Raw genomic sequence first — 18,409 nt, 5'->3', positions numbered from 1 at the left:
ACCCGCGAGAGAACGCGGTGCCGGCAGAACGGCACCCTACAAATATGGCTGTTACACGGCGGTTACGCCGCATTCTCGACACCGTCGGCCGCCAGCAGCGTCCGGACATCCAGCGCAGGAATCGGCCTGCTGAACAGATAACCCTGCATCTGGGTGCAGCCGAGCATCTGCACTGTGTCGCGCTGCTGATCGGTCTCGACGCCCTCGGCCGTCGTGATGATGTTGCGGTCGGCAGCGATCGAGACCACCGCGCGGATGATCGAGGCCGAGCCGGTGTTGCGCGTCACTTCCTTGACGAAGCTGCGGTCGATCTTGATCTTGTCGAACGGGAAGCGCTGCAGATATTGCAGCGACGAGTAGCCGGTCCCGAAATCGTCGAGCGCGATGTGGACGCCGAGCGCCCGCAGCTCGCCGAGCGTGACAAGCGCCGCATCGTCGTCGGCGATCAGCACCGCCTCGGTGATCTCGAGCTCGAGCCGCCGCGGATCAAGCCCGCTCTCGGCGAGCGCACTGGCAACTTTCAGCGCCAACGTCTCCGACCGGAACTGAACCGGCGAAACGTTGACGGCGACGCGCACATGCGCCGGCCAGCCGGCGGCCTCGATGCAGGCGGTGCGCAGCACCCACTGCCCGATCTCCTCGATCAGCCCGGTCTCCTCGGCAACCGGCACGAACTCGGCCGGCGAGATCATGCCGCGCACCGGGTGCCGCCAGCGCAACAGCGCCTCGCAGCCGGTCACCTCGTCGCTGCGCAGGTCGACCAGCGGCTGGTAGTGAAGCTCGAAGCCGCCATCGCCCAACGCCGTTCGCAGGTCGGCCTCGAGCTCGCGGCGCAGATTGGCCTGCCGCTCCATCGCCGGATCGAAGAAACGGAAAGTCCTGCGGCCGGCCGCCTTGGCGGCGTACATTGCGAGATCGGCGCATTTGAGCAGCCCGAACAGGTCGGTGCCGTGGCGCGGCGCGATCGCAATCCCGATGCTGGCATCGCTCGACAGCCGATGGCCATGACAGATGAACGGCGTGCGCAACGCTTGATAGATCCGCGCAACCAGACGGCTGACATCGTCGTCCGAGGCAATGTCGTGCTGGACCACGGCGAACTCGTCGCCGCCGAGACGCGCGATGAAGTCGTTGGGCCCGACCGACTGGCCCAGCTTATCCGCAACGCCCCTCAAGAATTCGTCGCCGATCAGGTGCCCCAGCGTGTCGTTGATGCGCTTGAATTCGTCGATATCGATATAGTGGATCGCGAATTCACCCGCGTCGGGCTTAAGCAGCAACTCTTCCGCATGGCGCTGGAACAGCGTCCGGTTCGGCAGATTGGTCAGGGCGTCGTAATGCGCGAGATACTCGATCTGCGCCTGCGCGCGCCGCCCCTCGGTGACGTCCTCGAGCGTGGCGCACCAGCCGCCGTCAGGCGAACGCTTGTAGATCAGGCGGATGTTGCGGCCGTCCGGCGTCGCGATCACCATGTCCTGGACGCTGTCGTTCTCCGGATTGGTGAAGCGAGCGCAATATTCGTCGACATCGCCGACGAACGAACCGGTCGCCTGCCGGTGCAGGATCAGGTCGCGCAGCGGGCATCCCGGCTTGGCGACATCGGGCGACACGCCGAACATGTCGATGTACTGCTGATTGCAGATCACCAGCCGTGCCGATGCGTCGAACAGCAAGAGGCCCTGCGTCATGGTGTTGATGGCGGTGTCGAGATGCTGGCTCTGCTCGGACAGCCTGCGCTGCGCCGCATCGTGCTGGCGCTGCAGCTGTCGCACGATCAGGAAGATCGTGACGACGACGATGACCACCGCAAGCACTGCGGCGAAGAACTGCAGCTTGGTCTGCGCGCGCCAGTTTTCCAACGCGCTGGACACCTTGGACGTGGCGACGATCAGGATCGGAAAATGCGACAGTGATCGGACGGCGCCGACCTTCTCTTCGCCCATCGAGCCGACGAAACGGCCCGAGGTGTTGCCGTGCAGCCGCAGAACCCTGCGGAACAACCGCTGGCTCATGAGGTTCTGACCGACGACGCTGGCGTCCTGGGGATAGCGCGCGATGATCGTGCCGTCCCAGTCAATCATCGAGATCACGGTGTCGCCGTTCAGGGCCAACGACGCGACGAAATCCTCGAAATGACTGGGTTCGATGCCACGGCTGGCAAAGCCGATGATCTCGCCGTTGCGTCCCGTGATCTTGCGCGCGAAGATCGTGGTCCAGTTTCCCGTCACCTTGCTCATCACGGGTTCAACGATAACATCGGGCGTTGGCTTGCCCGAGGTGAACTCCTGGAAGTAGCGCCGGTCCGAAATATTGATATCAGGCACCGGCCACGTCTCGGACGAGTTGATCAGCCATCCCTTTGCGTTGAAGAGATTGAGGCCGCCGACATGCGGCAACGTCGCCAGTCGCGTGCGCAGCATTTCGTGCACGCTCAACTGCGACATGGTCTTTTCGAACTGATCGGCGGTGTCGATCCGGCCGGCCTGCAAGTAGTTCACGATGTCATCGTGGACGTGCTGGAGATCGTTGAGCTGCTGGTCGAAATGCCGCGACAGCAGGAGCGCGGTGTTGTTGAGCTCCCGTTCGGAAACCTCGAGTGCGCGTTCGCGGAATTGCAGCGCGAGATAGCCGGTGCCAAGCGTGATCGCGAGCACCAGCAGCGCGGCGCTCAGCACGAGCCACTGAATGGCGCCAAGCCTCGCGGCGCGCCGCATCCCTTCTATCGACAGCCACCGGTGTTCCGGCGTCGCGTCGTTCGCTGAACGAATTGGCATTTTCCTGTCCCTGCGCGCGCCCTTCTACGGGAACACAACCCAAGGGGCGGTTAGGAAAATCAGTTATCGGACGGTTAAGTTGCTGACGCATCCATGGGCGGGTCCAGCCGTCCGACACGACTGTCAGGAAGCTTCCTAGTCAGCTGTCGCATCGGCCTCCTTCAGGCTGCACTCGATCAGCGCTCCCTCGATGGTGAATTTCGAGAACGGCGAAAGCGGCGTCGCGACCTTGAGCGCCGCGAAGAACTGCGAATCGCCCGGGCTTTTCAGCAAGAACCTGATATGGCTGGCCGACAGCGCATCGCGCGACAGCCAGACGACGCCGGAGAATAGCGTCACAAGCATCTGCGCGTAATCGCTGACATCGGCAACGCCGAGATCGTAGATCGGAGAGACGTTGACGAAGCGCACGCTCAAGGCCGGCGTCGGATATTTGCTCATCAGCAAACGCCTGACCTGGCAGAGCGCGTGGACGCGTTGGCTGTCGGCGAGATAATACAAACCCTGGCAGTCGGCTTCCTTGGCCGTCAGGGCGTCGAACATGGTGATGCCGCCGAAGCTCGCAAAATCCTCGCCGACGCCTTCAGCGTCCTTCTTCCATTGTGCCCTGATATGACGCCAGGACCGCTCGGGATCCTTGATTGGCAGAAGCCGCATGGTAAACCGGCGGTTAGCGCGGAGGCCGTGATCGCAGCGATATTATGTCGCAGCTCTTAAGCCTTTCCTTACGGTGGCCGCCGCGAAGCCCGCTCGATACTCGCTCGGCGAGTCCCGGCAGCGCCCCTCTCTCGCCTCACATGTCCTGCGACGTGGCGACTGCCAGTCGGTGCCAGTCACCACAGACGATGGGCTTCACCGTGGCGCGGAACGTCCGCATCCCAGCGAGATGGCTATTTCATCCCGGGCATGTTCAGATATCGACATGATCATGACCGGGACTTTTGCTGTTCAATGGATGCACTGACGCTCTTCGGATTGTTCGCCGTCACCATGATGCTCGTCTGTTATGCGGCCGAAGATCGCAGCCCCTGGTTCATCCTGGCTTTCGCGGTTTCTTGCGCGCTCGGTTCGGCTTACGGATTTCTGCAGGGTGCATGGCCGTTTGGTCTCGTCGAAGCCGTCTGGGCCGTCGTCGCCGCGCGGCGATGGTTCACGCGTCGCAGTTCGGGCATCGCGTAACGTTATAGTATTCGCCGCAACTCCAGCGTCAGCTTGAACTTGAATGCCTGCAGTCGCGGCGCTAACTAGGGCACATGAGCGCTTCGCCCGCCACGATTCAGTCTTCCTCTCGCGCAGCAAGATCGCGCCGTTGGCGCAGCGTGCTTGCAGGACTGATTTCGCTGGCGCTGGTGTTGTCCTTCTTCCATGGCTGGACGTCCGATGGCGACGATGATGCAGGGTCTGGTATCTCCATCGCGCAGTCCATCAACGACAACGGCGGCAAGGCGCCGTCGCATCCGGCGGCGCTCCATGGCGATCACTGCCTGACACACGTTGCCTCCATGGCTCCGCAGGAGACCGTGTTCCCCATCGAGTATGCGCCGCATACCTATGGCGACGTCAGCTTGCAGCTGCCGGCCTCGGCCGATCGTCTCTCTCCGTTCAAACCACCCCGCGCCTGATCCGGTCGGCATGACCGCCCGCATCTCGCTGCCGTCAAGCAGCGGGTATGCGTCCGCACACATCGATGTTGCGACAGCGCACAGCCCTCGGGATGCGCTGCGGAGAGGCGTAGATGAAACGGATCGTACTATTTTTCGCCGGTGTCGCCGCCGGCATCGGCCTGGTTATCATGGCGGCCGAGTGGATCGGCTGGCCGATCTCGCTCCCCGCCGCGAGGCAGGAGACCGCGGGCGCGAACTCGCCGAAGGCCGAGGCCAAGCATCAGCCCCCGGGACACATTGAGCTGAGCGAAGACCAGCTTCGCGAAGCCGGGATCACGCTCGCGCGGGCGGACGGCGGCGTGCTGAAACGCCATTTCCTCGCGCCGGGATCGCTGATCCCCGGCGCCGACCATATCGGCCGCGTTTCGGTGCGCGTGCTGGCGACGGTTACGGAACTGCGCAAGCGCATCGGCGACAGCGTCGAAAAGGGCGAGATTGTCGCGGCGATCGAGAGCCGCGAGGTCGCCGACGCCAAGAGCGAATACCTTGCGGCAAGGCTGACCAACGATCTGCAGCAGACCCTCTATGCCCGGCAGAGGACGCTGGTCGAGAGCCGTACCGTGTCGGAGAACGAATTCCTACGCACGCGGCTGACCGCGAACGACGCCCAGATCAAGCTCGACGGCGCGCGGCAGAAATTGTTCGCGCTGGGCCTGTCGGACAGCGAAATCGCTGACCTGCCCAACCAGCCCCAGGAAAGCCTGCGAACGCAGTTCCTGCGCGCACCGATCAGCGGCCGGGTGTCCGAGCGACGCGTCGATCTCGGCGGATTGATCGGGCGCGAGGGCCAGGAGAGCGAGCTCTTCGTCATCGTCAACCTCGACGACGTCTGGGTCGACCTCGCGGTGTCCCCCGAAGACATCGGCGCCGTCCGCGAGGGTGTTACGGTCAAGATCCGCGCCATCGGCACCGAGGACGAAGCCAACGCGGACGTCATCTTCGTCAGCCCCCTGCTCGACCGCGAGACCCGCAACGCGCGCGTGATCGCGACCATGCCCAACAGGGATCATCGCTGGAAGCCCGGCACCTTCGTCACCGCGGAAGTGCCAATCGCCGGAGCGCCGTCGACCGTGATCGTCTCCAAGAAGTCGATCCAGACCATCAAGGGGACGCCGACCGTCTTCGTGCGCGAGGCCGACGGTTTCGAGGCCAGGTCCGTGCGCACCGGCCGCGAGGATGACGACGATATCGAGATCGTGGCCGGTCTCGCCGCCGGCGAGATCATCGCGATGGAGAACACCTTTACGCTCAAGGCCGAGCTCGAGAAGGACGACGCGGAGCACGATCATGATTGAGCGCATCATCGCCCTTGCGATCCAGCGCCGCTGGGTCGTCGTAACGCTCGCCGCCATCCTGACGCTGCTCGGCGGCGTCGCATTGACGAAGCTGCCGATCGACGCAGTGCCTGACATCACCAACAAGCAGGTGCAGATCAACACCACAGCGCCCGCTCTGTCGCCGGCGGAAATCGAGAAGCAGATCACATTCCCGATCGAGACCGCGCTTGCGGGTGCGCCGGGACTGGAGAGCACGCGGTCGCTGTCGCGCAACGGCTTCTCGCAAATCACCGCTGTATTCAGCGAGGCGACCGACATCTACTTCGCCCGCCAGCAGGTCGGCGAGCGCCTCACCGAGGTCCGTGCGCGCCTGCCGCAGGGCATCGAGCCGCGGATCGGTCCGACCTCGACCGGCCTCGGCGAAATCTACATGTGGACCGTCCACTTCTCCGGGCAGCCGGTGCAGACCGACGGGACGCCGGGCCTGCAAAGCGATGGCCGCTACCTCACCAGCGATGGCCAGTATCTGCGAAGCGAGGTCGAGAAGGACGCCTATCTGCGTACGGTGCAGGATTGGATCATCAAGCCGCAGATCAAGATGGTGCCGGGGGTCGCCGGCGTCGATTCGATCGGCGGGTATCTCAAGCAGTACCAGGTCCATCCCGACGCGGCGAAGCTGATCGCGCTCGGCCTCACCTTTGCCGACGTCGCCAAGGCGATCGAAGGCAACAATGTCAGCCGCGGCGCCCGCTATATCGAGCGCAACGGCGAAGGTTTTGTGGTGCGCTCCGGCGGACGCCTCGAGAACATCGAGGAGCTCAGTGCGGTCGTCGTCACCACCCGCGGCGGCGTCCCGGTTCGGATTCGCGACATCGCGAGCCTGTCGATCGGCGGCGAGACCCGCACCGGCAGCGCCAGCGAGAACGGCCGCGAGGTCGTGATCGGCACGGCGCTGATGCTGATCGGGGCCAACAGCCGCACGGTGTCGGCTGCGGTCGACGCGCGGCTGCGTGCCATCGCGCCGTCCCTGCCCGCGGGCATCGAGGTCAAACCGGTGCTCGATCGCACCCAGCTTGTCGATGCGACCATCGGCACCGTGGCCCGCAACCTCACCGAAGGCGCGTTGCTGGTGATCGCGGTGCTGTTCGTGCTGCTCGGCAATTTCCGCGCTGCGCTGATCACCGCCCTGGTGATCCCGATCGCCATGCTGATGACCGCCATAGGCATGTGGCAGGGCCGCATCAGCGCCAACCTGATGAGCCTCGGTGCGCTCGATTTCGGCCTGATCGTCGATGGGGCCGTCATCATCACCGAGAACAGCCTGCGACACCTCGCCGAGAAGCAGCAGGCGCTCGGCCGCGTGCTGACGCGCGATGAGCGCCTGGCGACAGTGAGCGCCTCCGCCGTGGAGATGGTGCAGCCGAGCCTCTACGGCCAGGCCATCATCCTGCTGGTCTATGTGCCTCTGCTCACCTTCACCGGCGTCGAAGGCAAGATGTTCGAGCCGATGGCGCTCACCGTGATCCTCGCGCTTGCCGCGGCTTTCGTGCTGTCGCTCACGCTCGTTCCCGCGTTGATCGCGATCGCCATCACCGGCCGCGTGCAGGAGAAGGAAAACCGTCTCGTCGCGGCGTTGAAGAGCTGGTACAGCCCGCTGCTGCGGCGCGCGGTCGCTGCGCCCGCGCCGGTCATTGCGGTTGCAGTCGTGCTGTTCGCGGCCGCCCTGCTCGGGTTCTCGCGCCTCGGCCAGGAGTTCATCCCCTCGCTCGACGAGAAGAACATCGCCATGCACGCGCTGCGGATTCCGAGCACGGCGCTGTCGCAGTCGCAGGCAATGCAACTATCCGTCGAGAAGACCGTCAGCCGCTTTCCGCAAGTGGCATACGTCTTCTCCAAGACCGGCACGGCGGAAGTGGCGAGCGACCCGATGCCGCCGAACGCGTCCGACACCTTCATCATCCTGAAGCCGCGCCAGCGGTGGCCTGATCCCTCGATGACGAAGGAGCGGCTGATCGAGGAGATCTCCGCAGCCGTCGGCCGGTTACCGGGCAATGTCTATGAATTCACCCAGCCGATCCAGATGCGCTTCAACGAACTGCTCGCCGGCGTTCGCGGCGACATCGCAGTGAAGGTGTTCGGCGACGAGTTCGGGCCGATGCAGAAGGCGGCCAACGAGGTTGCCGCGGCACTGCGCACCGTGCGAGGTGCGACCGATGTCAAGGTCGAACAGGCGGGCGGCCTTCCGGTGCTCGAGATCAAGGTCGACAAGGCGGCGATCGCCCGGCGTGGGCTGAGCGCATCCGCCGTGCAGGACGTGATCGGCGCCGCGGTTGGCGGCCAGGATGCCGGCGTCGTCTACGAGGGAGACCGCAGCTTCGATATCGTGGTTCGGCTGCCGGAAAGCGTGCGCTCCGATCTCGAAGCGCTAGGCAACCTGCCGGTCGCGTTGCCGCAGGCGACGCCGAATACACCGGTGCAGAGCCTGCCGCTCAACCGCGTCGCGCGCTTCTCCTTCACTGAGGGCCCGAACCAGATCAGCCGCGAGAACGGCAAGCGCCGCATCGTGGTGACGGCCAATGTCCGCGGTCGCGACCTCGGCTCGGTGGTCGAGGAGACGCAGGCCAAGGTGACGCAATCGGTGAAGCTGCTGCCCGGCTATTGGATGACCTGGGGCGGCCAGTCGGAAAATCTGGCCGCGGCGCGCCAGCGCCTCGCCATCGTTGTGCCGGCCTGCTTTGCGATGATCTTCCTGTTGCTGCTGGCGGCCATGGGGTCGGCGCGCGATGCGCTCTTGGTGTTCAGCGCTGTGCCGCTCGCGCTGACCGGCGGCATCGCCGCGCTGTGGCTCCGCGGCATGCCGTTCTCGATCTCGGCCGCGGTCGGCTTCATCGCGCTGTCCGGCGTTGCGGTGCTGAACGGGCTCGTGATGCTGAGCTTCGTCAGGCAATCGCGCGAGCGCGGCGTGCCAATGGGGACAGCGATCGAGCAAGGCGCCCTCACCCGTTTCCGCCCCGTCGTGATGACGGCGCTGGTCGCGTCGCTCGGTTTCGTCCCGATGGCCTTTGCCACCGGCACCGGCGCGGAGGTGCAGAAACCGCTCGCCACCATCGTGATCGGCGGCCTGGTCAGCGCGACCCTGCTGACGCTCGCCGTGCTGCCCGCGCTCTATGCGCGGTACGGTCATGCCGGCAACGTTGCGCGCAAAGAGAGGACGGCCGCCCAGTCTGCGGAATGACGGCTTGTTGACCGCCGTTTCGCGGGCCAGACTTGCACTGTTGTCCTGCTGCGAACGGCCTGTAACAATTCTGTCATATCGCAAAATTAAACGGGGGCAGCGGCGATCTGCCGCTGCCTGCTCTTCATGGGGGAACGAAAAAAATGCGCCGCGCCATCACACTGTTGTCCGCCAGCATGATCGCCTTGTCAGCGGGCGCCGCCTCGGCGCAGAACGCGAAGCCCCACAACCTCATCCTGTTCGTTCCGGACGGCCTGCGCGGCGGCATCGTGACACGGCAGACCGCGCCGGCAATGGCCGACATCCGCGACAAGGGCGTCAGCTTCAAGAATTCGCATTCACTGTTCCCGACCTTCACCATGGCGAACAGCTCGGCGCTCTCGACCGGCCACTATCTCGGCGACACCGGCACCTTCTCCAACACGATCTTTACCGGCTACAGCTCGGCGCCGGCCGGCGATACCGTGGTCCCCTTCATCGAGAACGATGCGGTGCTCGCCGACATCGACGATCACTTCAACGGCGACTATCTCAACGAAGAGACGCTGCTGAAGCTGGCCCGCGGCCATGGCTTCAGCACTGCGGCGATCGGCAAGGTCGGCCCCACCCTGCTGTTCGACCACACCGACCGCGGCAAGAACACCATCGTGGTTGACGACTCCACCGGCGGCAAGACCGGCGTGCCGCTCTCCGACGAGATGAAGGAGGCGCTGACCAAGGCTGGCCTCCCGCTCACCACACCCGGCCGCGGCGACAACGCCAAGGCCGGCGACGCCAAGACGCCGGGCACCACGGTCGCCAATGTGGCGCAGCAGGCCTACATGGCCGACGTCGCGACCAAGGTTGTGCTGCCGATGTTCAAGGCGCGCAACAAGCCGTTCGTGCTGGTGTTCTGGTCGCGCGACCCGGACGGCAGCCAGCACAACACCGGCGACAGCCTCAACACCATCACCCCCGGCATCAACGGCCCGACCTCGATGGCCGGCATCAAGAATGCCGACAACAACCTGGCGCAGCTCCGCAAGGCGCTCGACGAGCTCGGCCTTGCCGCCACCACCAACATCATCGTCTCCTCCGACCACGGCTTCTCGACGATCTCGAAGGAGAGCAAGACCAGCCCGTCGGCCAAGATATCCTATGGCGACACGCCGAAGGATTTCCTGCCCATGGGCTTCCTGGCGATCGATCTCGCCAAGGCGCTGGACCTGCCGCTCTACGACCCCAACAACAAGAACGCCCAAGTCGCCGACACCGCCCATCCGAAGGCCGGCAACGGCGTGCTCGGCAAGGACCCGACCAAGCCCGACGTCGTGATCGCGACCAATGGCGGTTCGGACCTGATCTATCTGCCGAACCGCGACAAGAAGCTCGCCGGCCGCGTCGTCAAGGCGCTGCTCGAGCAGGACTATGTCAGCGGCCTCTTCGTCGATGACAAGCTCGGCCGCTTTCCCGGCACGCTGCCGATGTCGGCGCTCAACCTGAAGGGCAAGGCGACGACGCCGAACCCGTCGATCGTGGTCAACTTCCGCTCCTGGTCGAGCGGCTGCGAGATCACGACCAACTGCTCGGTGCAGATCGCCGACACCGTGCTGCGCCAGGGCCAGGGCATGCACGGCAGCTTCAGCCGCGGCGATACCTTCAACTTCACCGCGGCAATCGGCCCCGACTTCAAGTCGGGCTACGTCGACCCGCTTCCGGTCAGCAACGCCGACGTCGGCATGACCGCAGCCAAGCTGCTCGATCTGCGCACCCCGAACAATGGCGGGCTGATCGGCCGTGTCATGTCGGAGGCGCTGCCGAACGGCATTGTGCCGAAGATGGCCGGTGGCACCGTCACCTCGAAGCCCGCCGCCAATGGCCTGCGCACCGTGCTGAAATTCCAGCGCGTGCTCTCGACCCGCTATTTCGACGTCGCGGGATTCCCGGGGCGGACGCTCGGGCTCGAGGCCGAGGACGGCAAACAGAAAACGGCGGGGAAGTAGTCCCCCGCCGCTCTCACGACAATCCGTCGTTCGGGATGATGGCTTACATCATCCCGATATCGAACACGTTGGGCAGCTGCGCCGCGAGCGGCAGGGCAGCCGCGCCGACCAGCGTCGCAACCATGGCAGCCAGCGCGCGACCGGCGCGGCGCTTGCCGCGCATCTGGGTCGCGATCCACTCCAGCACCTTGGTGTCGATCTTGGTCGCCTGCGCCGGCGCCCAGCCCTCGATCCTGGTATCGGGCGACAGCGCCACCGTGCGCGGCGGAACCGGCAGGCCGGACTCCGAGGCGGCATGATGGGCAATCGCCTTGGCGAGCAGGTCGTCGAAGCGGCCGTTATCGCTGCGCTCGGCGGCGGCCTCGTTGATCTCGAGCAGCGCCTCGATCTCGGCCCGGCTGACGGGCTGGTGCTTGACGGCAGCCGCCGTCAGGATGCGCGCGCACCAGGCAGCGTCATCGGCATCGAGCGACCGGGAGAAATGGATACGGCCCTTGGTGGTGGGGCCCTCGCCGGTGATCACGCCGTCGCGCACGATGGTCAGCGCGTGGGCGGCGGTCTTACGGCACGACGGTTGCAACGCACCGCTGAGAGGCTCAGCGGTCTTGGTACTAGGGGCAGACATTGTGGGGGCTTTCAATTCCTATCTCAGGTCAGCATTTTCATGCGGGCGTAAACGAGTGGTTAATGATTCGGAACTTGCGTTCCGAGATTTTTAGATGGTTGCTATTTGGTCGCTGTGAAGCCTGTCGTGGTTCGGTCGCATAACAACCGGGGCCCGGCGTGATGGCGGCGATAAGCGGCATTATCTGGGCGCTCCCAAGCTTTCACTGTCGCAGTTGATATTTCGCCGCAGGCGCAGGGATCAAAAGAACGTGCTAGGAGTTCCGGCCTGAAAAGAAGAATCTCACCTTTTTCATTAACCGGTTCACTTAAGTCCTGGCGACTCCTATACTCACCAGGACACTCCGAACACGAATTCAACAGCAACTTCAAAGACATGAGGTAAAATCATGGCACTTCAGATCGGCGCTGTCGCCCCCGACTTCGAAGCTCAGACCACCGAAGGCAAGATCAAGTTCCACGACTGGATCGGAAACAGCTGGGCGCTGCTGTTCTCCCACCCGAAGGACTTCACTCCCGTCTGCACCACCGAGCTCGGCGCGCTCGCCAAGCTGAAGCCGGAGTTCGACAAGCGCGGCGTCAAGCTGATGGGCCTGTCGGTCGACCCGGTCGACCGTCACGCCAAATGGGCCGAGGATATCAAGGAAACCCAGGGCGCCGCACCGAACTATCCGATGATCGGCGACACCGATTTCAACGTGTCGAAGCTCTACGACATGCTGCCGGCCTCGACCTCCGGCGATCCCCTCACCCGCACGCCGGCCGACAACCAGACCGTGCGCAACGTGTTCGTGATCGGGCCGGACAAGAAGATCAAGCTGGTGATGGTCTATCCGATGACCACGGGCCGGAATTTCCAGGAGATCCTGCGCTCGATCGACTCGCTGCAGCTGACCGCCAAGCACCGCATCTCTACCCCCTCCGATTGGAAGCAGGGCGAGGACGTGATCATCTCGGGCTCGGTCAGCGACGACGAGGCCAAGACGATCTATCCGCAGGGCTGGAAGGCGCCGAAGCCGTATATCCGGATCGTGCCGCAGCCGAAGTAACCGCCTGCGAGGACGTGCCTCGCGCGTTGTCGCAAGGGTCATTCGGGTCTGGTGCGCGGGCACCAGGCCGCCGCAGACACGCAACGCGCATCCGGCAATCTCGAGATTCTCGGATGCGCAAGTGCGCGCCGTCGTTCGATGCTCCGCATCGCCCCGGAATGACAAGGAATTGGTCTCGGCACCAGCCGGACCGCAATTGTTCGTGACAAGGGCTGCGCCTACGGGCGGCGGTTGACCAGCAACACCGCCGCGGCGCAGGCGGCCATGCCTGATATCGCGACAGGATCGAGCCGCTCGCCGAACAGCACATAGGCCATCAACGCGGTCACCGCCGGCACCAGATAGAACAGGCTCGCGACCGAGGTCGCGGCATGGTGGCGGATCAGCCAGTACAACAGCCCGATCGAGCCGATCGACAGCGCGAACACCAGCCAGGCCAGCGCCAGCACGAATTCGGCGGTCCAGTGCACGACATTGGACTCGAACAGCAAGGCGCCGATGCCGAAGAAGATCGTCACCGCGATGTACTGCACGAGATTGCCGGCCCGCCAGTCGATCCGGTTGCAGTAGCGCCGCTGATAGAGCGTGCCGAGCGTAATGCTGATCAGCGAGACGATCGAGGCGAGCCAGCCCCACCCCGCCTCGCCTGTCATCGGCCGGTCGTGCAGGATCAGGGCGACGCCGGCAAGGCCGAGCACGAGCCCGCCCCATTGCAGCGGCATGACGCGCTCCCCTAACCAACGGTTGGCGATCGTCGAGGTCAGGATCGGCTGCAGGCCCGGGATCAGCGCGGAGAGGCCGGCCGGAATCGAATGCGCGATCGCAATCGCCGTGCCGCCGAGATAGAAGCCGTGCACCAGGATGCCGGCGACCGCGCTGTGAAACATGCCGGCCCGGTCCGGCCATCTCGGCCGCACGATCGCGGCGATGACAGTCATCACCACCACCACGAACGCCATCCGGATCGCAAGATAGGTCAGCGGCTCCGCATTGTTGATGACGTATTTGGTGCCGATGAATCCGGTGCTCCACAGCACGACAAAGATCGCCGGCGCCAGACGAGCGGCAGTTTCCTCGTAGCTCTTGTTCATTGCCGGCTGTCATTGCCTGAAGATGAGGCAATCGGCAATCGCGAAATTTGCGACCATGCTGCGCGGACCGGCGGCCGAGCTCAAATAGTGCGTTAGGAATGGTCTGCGGCCAATCTCATCACCGTCATTACGAGGAGCGATAGCGACGAAGCAATCCATCGCTCCGCTAGTAGTCAGATGGATTGCTTCGCTTCGCTCGCAATGACGGTGTCTGGCATTTGGTCGCAACTTGGCGATCTCGCGGCACGATCCGCCCGAGGTTTTCACTTCGTTCCGCCCTTTCTCGATCAGAGGGCGCAGGGAAAGCCGGGTGCCGATCGCACCCATGGGTCCCGAGCAAATGGAAAGCTCGGGAGGTAGGACCACAGGTGAAACCGGAAAACACTCCGGCTTTCCCTGCGCGATGGTTTACGGCTTATACGTGCTCGCCCCGGCGAGACTGGGCTTTGTTGTCACCGTCTTCGCAAAGATGCGTTCCGCATCTTGCGAGGAGACACCTGCCACTAGGGCGTCAGGCCTGCACGACTTCGCCGTCCGCCTCATGCGTGCTCGTCAGTCGCGCAGTCGGCGTCCACCGCATCCCAACCCAACACTCGTGACGATCGCGAAGCGCCCCTCAGGCGGGTGAGACGGGCGCATCATAGACTGAACTTCATTTCTGTAAAACAGAAATATTTCTCACCCAAGGGCTGGACATTTGCCGGGATGCGTGAAGCGAAAATTGAGAAATTGAGTTGCCCGTCGGGTCCAACACGGCCAGCCCTTCCGCTCTGCGCCCAGCCGGCACCGATCATCGGCATAACCGGCCCGCTAAACGGCCCTGGTTCGAATTTCCAACCTGCACTTGGCAATGAGCGTGGGACTGATAGCTGGGACTCCTGTCCGCCGTTCGTCGCGACCGTTTTGGAATTCGCGCCAACCCGCCGATGATTCCGAGCTCAGCGATGTCCGCTCTGCCCCGACGAGCCGACGTGCCGATGATTGAAGGGACCTTCAGCTATGGGCCAAGAGCCGACGTTCTAGTGAAATAACTGCGCGGCATCGGTAGGTGTCGGCCATGGATCAGAGCGGGACTACTGGCTCATTCTGGTAGCCCGGCAAGGCGCAGTGGCGTAACCAGTGCGTCGAGATCTTTCTGGTGGCGATAGGGTAATCCCTGCGCCCAGCGACTGGCGGTCAGATTGGGGTGATTGTCCAGTATCTTCCTTATCATGACGCGCGCCTCGTCCTCGCTGCCAAGATTCCAGAGCGCCGCCACAAGAATCGTTTGCGCGGTCAGCCAGCGTGGCTTCTTGACCAAGACACGGGAGGCAATGTCTCGTGCGGCGACAAGATCACCGAGGTGAAACCGCGCCCGCGCCTCGTCGATCCTCGATTCATTGCGGCTAAGTGGGCTGAGCCGCTGCGCCTGCTCTTCATACTGGGCGGCTCTTCGGAAATCGCCAGCATAGCCGTGAAACATAGCTGCCATATGAAAGGCGCCCGCGCTGTTGGGGCAGAGGGCAATCGCCTTCTCCCCGGCAGCCGCGGCTTCGTCGTGGCGGCGTTGAAACAGGCGGGCATAACCTATGGTCATATAGGCCTGAGAGCTGTTTGGGTCGGCGGCCAGATCCTTGGCCGCGCATTCCAGTGCCGCTTCGTAGGTTGTCGTCTCGTCCTTTTCCCAGCCAAAGCGAGCCTGGTCGGTCAGTGTCATGCCCAACAGACTAAGCGCCGGCGCAAAGACAGGGTTGATCGCCAAGGCCCGTTCGAACTCGCTGCGCGCTTGTGCGTGAGTGTGCTTGGCAAAGTTGACATAGAGGAGTCGCCCTTTGTTGAAGTGCTCATATACCAGCGGGCTGCCGGAGCGTTTGCGCCACACCCGCACGTCCTCGCCAAGCGTCAACCGAACTTCGAGCGCGGCGACAATGTCCTGCGTAATCCTGTCCTGAAGCTCGAACACGTCGTTGAGGTCGCCTTCGAAACGGTCGGCCCACACGTGGCTGCCATTCAGGCTGTCGATCAATTGTGCGGACAATCTCACGCGATTGCCGGCCTTGCGCACGCTCCCCTCCAGCACATACCGAACGCCGAGCAGCCGCCCGATTTCGCGAATGTCCCGCGCCTGTCCCTTGAACACGAAACTCGAATTCCGTGCGATGACCAGCAATTCCTGGATTTTCGACAATGTGGTCAGCACATCCTCGGCGATGCCGTCGGCAAAATACTCCTGCTCGGGGTCGCCGCTCATGTTCTCGAACGGCAGTACGGCGATGGAAGGCTTGTCCGGGAGTGGAGGAGCTGCACTTAGCTTATCATTGAGCGCGCTATGCGCTCCCGCGCGTACAGCAAAAGCGCGGACCGGCTTGGAGATGTTCTTGAGCTGCTGTTCGCCCCGGTCTTCAAAGTCAACGTCCAGCTTACCTTCGACCTCGGTGTACACTTTCTCGGAAATCAGGATGCCGCCTGGATCGGCGCCCCCCTCTAGCCGGACCGCAATGTTGATCCCGTCGCCAAAAAGGTCACCGTCAGTCCCGACTATAATCTCCCCGAGATTGAGCCCAATGCGTAGCTTAAGGGAGCTTCGGCCTGACGCGATGCTTTCCTGTATCTCCACCGCGCATCGCACCGCAGCCGACGGACTTACGAACTCGGCCAACGCGCCGTCACCCGTGGTCTTGATCAGTCGCCCGTCGTGGCGGGAGAGGCTGGGCTCAATTACTTCGCGCTTGAGCCGCTCGAACTCGGCGTATGTCGCTTCCTCAGCGCGTTGCATCAACGCAGAGTAACCGACCACGTCGGCAGCCAAGATCGCCGCTAGTCGCCTTTGAACCCGCTGCTCGGTCACAGCCCCTCCGAACGACTAGACAAACCACGCCGCTGGGACGAGGAGGAGCCTAGCACTTTGTTGCGGACATGTGAGCGGCAATCGCGGGAGGGCCCCGTTTGCCCCAAGCGGCATTTGCCGGGCCTATGGCAGGGCTTGCGTTCGGGGCCGCGAACAACATCGTGCATCAGCCGGGGCGCTGAGGGTTCAAACGACGTTAATGACCGCTTTGGGTCAAAAGCGTTGCCCTCTTCAATGGACGGCTGCTGGTCAATTTCCGCTATGCCTCGTTAGCGACCGAGATTGCGCGGCGCCGCAATATGTCGCGAAGGGCCACAAACGGACTCATGCACCGCAGCAAAAAGTCTAGCTATTCGATCACCTCGTCGGCTCAGCAATTCCAGCCGTTTTCCCGCCAATTCGGGAGACATGAAGCGGACTTCGCATTAGGGCCAGAAGCGGGCATTGCGCTACCTAAATTTGATTAGACGGTCGCCGTGCGGGAGAGGCAGCAACTACGGAATGGACCAGAGAGGCCCAAGGGCGACTGCCGCCGCGTCCAAATCGGGGCTCACGTTGCGCGCTTGAAAATGGTCGTTGCTGCCCCACCGGCCGACGCGTGCTGTTCTCTAAAGACCAACTCATCGCCAATAGTGACAAAGGAGCGCTTATTGTGCTTGCCCTCCCAGTTTGGAAATGTCGAGCGGTCGATCTGAAGTGTGAGGCTCTTGTCCGCCTCGTCGACGACGTAGCTGCCGAAATGAGCGATGCTTCCTGCTACAACCGCCTTGTTTTCATCCGCCGTACCGTTGGACCGGCTACCCGACGCAAAGTGGGGTAGGCCGGCTGCAATTAAGATCATCGAATAGCGCCCGTTCGCATCGAGCACCAATAAACCTTTTGCATTTGGGCCATAGGAGTCGAACTTTTTGCCGTCCCGTTCAGCTACGACCGAAACAAGCGTCCAGGTGCCCACCAGGTCCTTCGCATCATGGCTAAAAGGGGCAAGCTCGGGCTTAACCATGACTTATCCTCCTCTTCTGCTTACCCAAAACTGATAGCAGGGTTCGCAGCCCGACCATTCAAGTCCCGGGGGCTCGCTATAATAGTGTGAGAGATTTACTTCGGCGGCTTCTTGAAACGAACGATCATAGTCGCGCATCACTCAAACCCCAAGTCCGATAAGGGTCACCAGCGATAATGCTCTGATTGAGCGTAAGATTTCCGCTTGGTCGTCAGAAACTGACATCCACGCCTCATGAGTGCACGTCCTGCTGCTTGCTGATGCCAACGCTCGGGGTTGATTTCGATTTCTCGGGGGTCGCGCGCCGGGCCATGGACCTCGGCGCGACCGCAGATCAAATCCCCTACATCATGGCGACCACGCTCAACATGGCCGCCGAGAATACCCGGTCGTATCTGATCGAGACGACGTGGCCGTCGTCAGTGACCGTCCGCAATCGTTCGTTCATGAATGCCGCGCTGACGACCAAGGGATCGCGCGCGACGAAGGGCGATCTGACGGTCGAGATTTACGACAAGCTCGGTCGTGCGAACCTGTCCCTGCATGCCAAGGGCGGCACCCGGTGCGCCAAGGGCGGCAGCCTCGCGATCCCGTCGTCGGTCAACGTGCAGCGGACGAGCGGCGGCGCGGTGCGGAAGCCGCAGCAGCCAAAGAACCTGCGGAACAGTTTCAAGCGCGGGCGCTTCATCTTCCAGCGCCAGGGCAAGTCGACCCGCAAGACAAAGGGCCGCATCAAGCTGATGTATTCGCTGCGGCCATCGGTGCCGATCCGGCCCGACGTGCCGTTCTACAAGGACTTTGCCGAGGTGATGCGGCAGGAGATGTCGCTCAACCTCGCGCTCGTGGTCATCCGCGCCATGTCCACGCGGCGCCGCTAACAGGG

The 18,409-nt window shown here is 63.3% G+C and carries 13 protein-coding genes; 7 read left to right on the top strand and 6 right to left on the bottom strand.

Annotated features, from left to right (window positions below; all coding sequences use genetic code 11):
* Positions 1 to 62 precede the first annotated feature (62 nt).
* Together MTX23_RS15130 and MTX23_RS15125 are read right to left on the bottom strand one after the other, a co-directional pair.
* Complete coding sequence (locus MTX23_RS15130; protein WP_280977465.1) at positions 63 to 2,774, bottom strand: EAL domain-containing protein; 2,712 nt, start codon at positions 2,772 to 2,774, stop codon at positions 63 to 65.
* Positions 2,775 to 2,909: 135 nt separating this feature from the next.
* Entirely contained in the window at positions 2,910 to 3,431 is a 522-nt protein-coding gene (locus MTX23_RS15125; RefSeq protein ID WP_280977464.1) for a hypothetical protein, read from the bottom strand.
* Between the two features lie 294 nt (positions 3,432 to 3,725).
* Between MTX23_RS15125 and MTX23_RS15120 the strand changes: the two genes are divergently transcribed.
* From MTX23_RS15120 to MTX23_RS15100, 5 genes are all read left to right on the top strand, one after another.
* Positions 3,726 to 3,953, top strand: coding sequence for a hypothetical protein (locus MTX23_RS15120; protein WP_280977463.1), 228 nt, complete (start codon positions 3,726 to 3,728; stop codon positions 3,951 to 3,953).
* Between the two features lie 140 nt (positions 3,954 to 4,093).
* Positions 4,094 to 4,396, top strand: coding sequence for a hypothetical protein (locus MTX23_RS15115; protein ID WP_280977462.1), 303 nt, complete (start codon positions 4,094 to 4,096; stop codon positions 4,394 to 4,396).
* A 113-nt stretch (positions 4,397 to 4,509) separates the two neighbouring features.
* The gene (locus MTX23_RS15110; protein WP_280977460.1) at positions 4,510 to 5,733 is read left to right on the top strand and encodes an efflux RND transporter periplasmic adaptor subunit; all 1,224 of its coding nucleotides are present in this window, start codon (positions 4,510 to 4,512) and stop codon (positions 5,731 to 5,733) included.
* A complete protein-coding gene (locus tag MTX23_RS15105) occupies positions 5,726 to 8,950 on the top strand; it encodes a CusA/CzcA family heavy metal efflux RND transporter (RefSeq protein WP_280977459.1) in 3,225 nt (1,074 codons plus the stop codon). The genes MTX23_RS15110 and MTX23_RS15105 overlap by 8 nt, the downstream gene beginning before the upstream one ends.
* A 143-nt stretch (positions 8,951 to 9,093) precedes the next feature.
* Positions 9,094 to 10,932: an alkaline phosphatase family protein gene (locus tag MTX23_RS15100; protein ID WP_280977458.1), complete on the top strand. Its 1,839-nt coding sequence runs from the start codon at positions 9,094 to 9,096 to the stop codon at positions 10,930 to 10,932.
* A 43-nt stretch (positions 10,933 to 10,975) separates the two neighbouring features.
* Here the strand turns inward: MTX23_RS15100 and MTX23_RS15095 are convergent, their stop codons facing one another.
* Positions 10,976 to 11,557 carry a hypothetical protein gene (locus tag MTX23_RS15095; RefSeq protein ID WP_280977457.1) on the bottom strand — a complete coding sequence of 194 codons (582 nt, stop codon included), beginning with the start codon at positions 11,555 to 11,557 and terminating at the stop codon, positions 10,976 to 10,978.
* 388 nt (positions 11,558 to 11,945) lie between these two features.
* Between MTX23_RS15095 and MTX23_RS15090 the strand changes: the two genes are divergently transcribed.
* Complete coding sequence (locus MTX23_RS15090; RefSeq protein WP_280977456.1) at positions 11,946 to 12,605, top strand: peroxiredoxin; 660 nt, start codon at positions 11,946 to 11,948, stop codon at positions 12,603 to 12,605.
* A 218-nt stretch (positions 12,606 to 12,823) separates the two neighbouring features.
* Here MTX23_RS15090 and MTX23_RS15085 read toward each other — a convergent pair whose 3' ends face one another.
* From MTX23_RS15085 to MTX23_RS15075, 3 genes are all read right to left on the bottom strand, one after another.
* On the bottom strand, positions 12,824 to 13,696 hold the full coding sequence (locus tag MTX23_RS15085) for a DMT family transporter (RefSeq protein ID WP_280977455.1): 873 nt from the start codon (positions 13,694 to 13,696) through the stop codon (positions 12,824 to 12,826).
* A gap of 1,081 nt (positions 13,697 to 14,777) precedes the next feature.
* Complete coding sequence (locus MTX23_RS15080; RefSeq protein ID WP_280977454.1) at positions 14,778 to 16,523, bottom strand: adenylate/guanylate cyclase domain-containing protein; 1,746 nt, start codon at positions 16,521 to 16,523, stop codon at positions 14,778 to 14,780.
* Positions 16,524 to 17,073: 550 nt separating this feature from the next.
* A complete protein-coding gene (locus MTX23_RS15075) occupies positions 17,074 to 17,526 on the bottom strand; it encodes a lipocalin-like domain-containing protein (protein WP_280977453.1) in 453 nt (150 codons plus the stop codon).
* 254 nt (positions 17,527 to 17,780) lie between these two features.
* Here MTX23_RS15075 and MTX23_RS15070 point away from each other — a divergent pair, with 254 nt between their 5' ends.
* A complete protein-coding gene (locus tag MTX23_RS15070) occupies positions 17,781 to 18,404 on the top strand; it encodes a hypothetical protein (protein ID WP_280977452.1) in 624 nt (207 codons plus the stop codon).
* Positions 18,405 to 18,409 lie beyond the last annotated feature (5 nt).

Source organism: Bradyrhizobium sp. ISRA436 (genome assembly GCF_029910015.1).
GTDB lineage: Bacteria > Pseudomonadota > Alphaproteobacteria > Rhizobiales > Xanthobacteraceae > Bradyrhizobium.
This window is presented reverse-complemented; position numbering and strand designations above follow the sequence as displayed.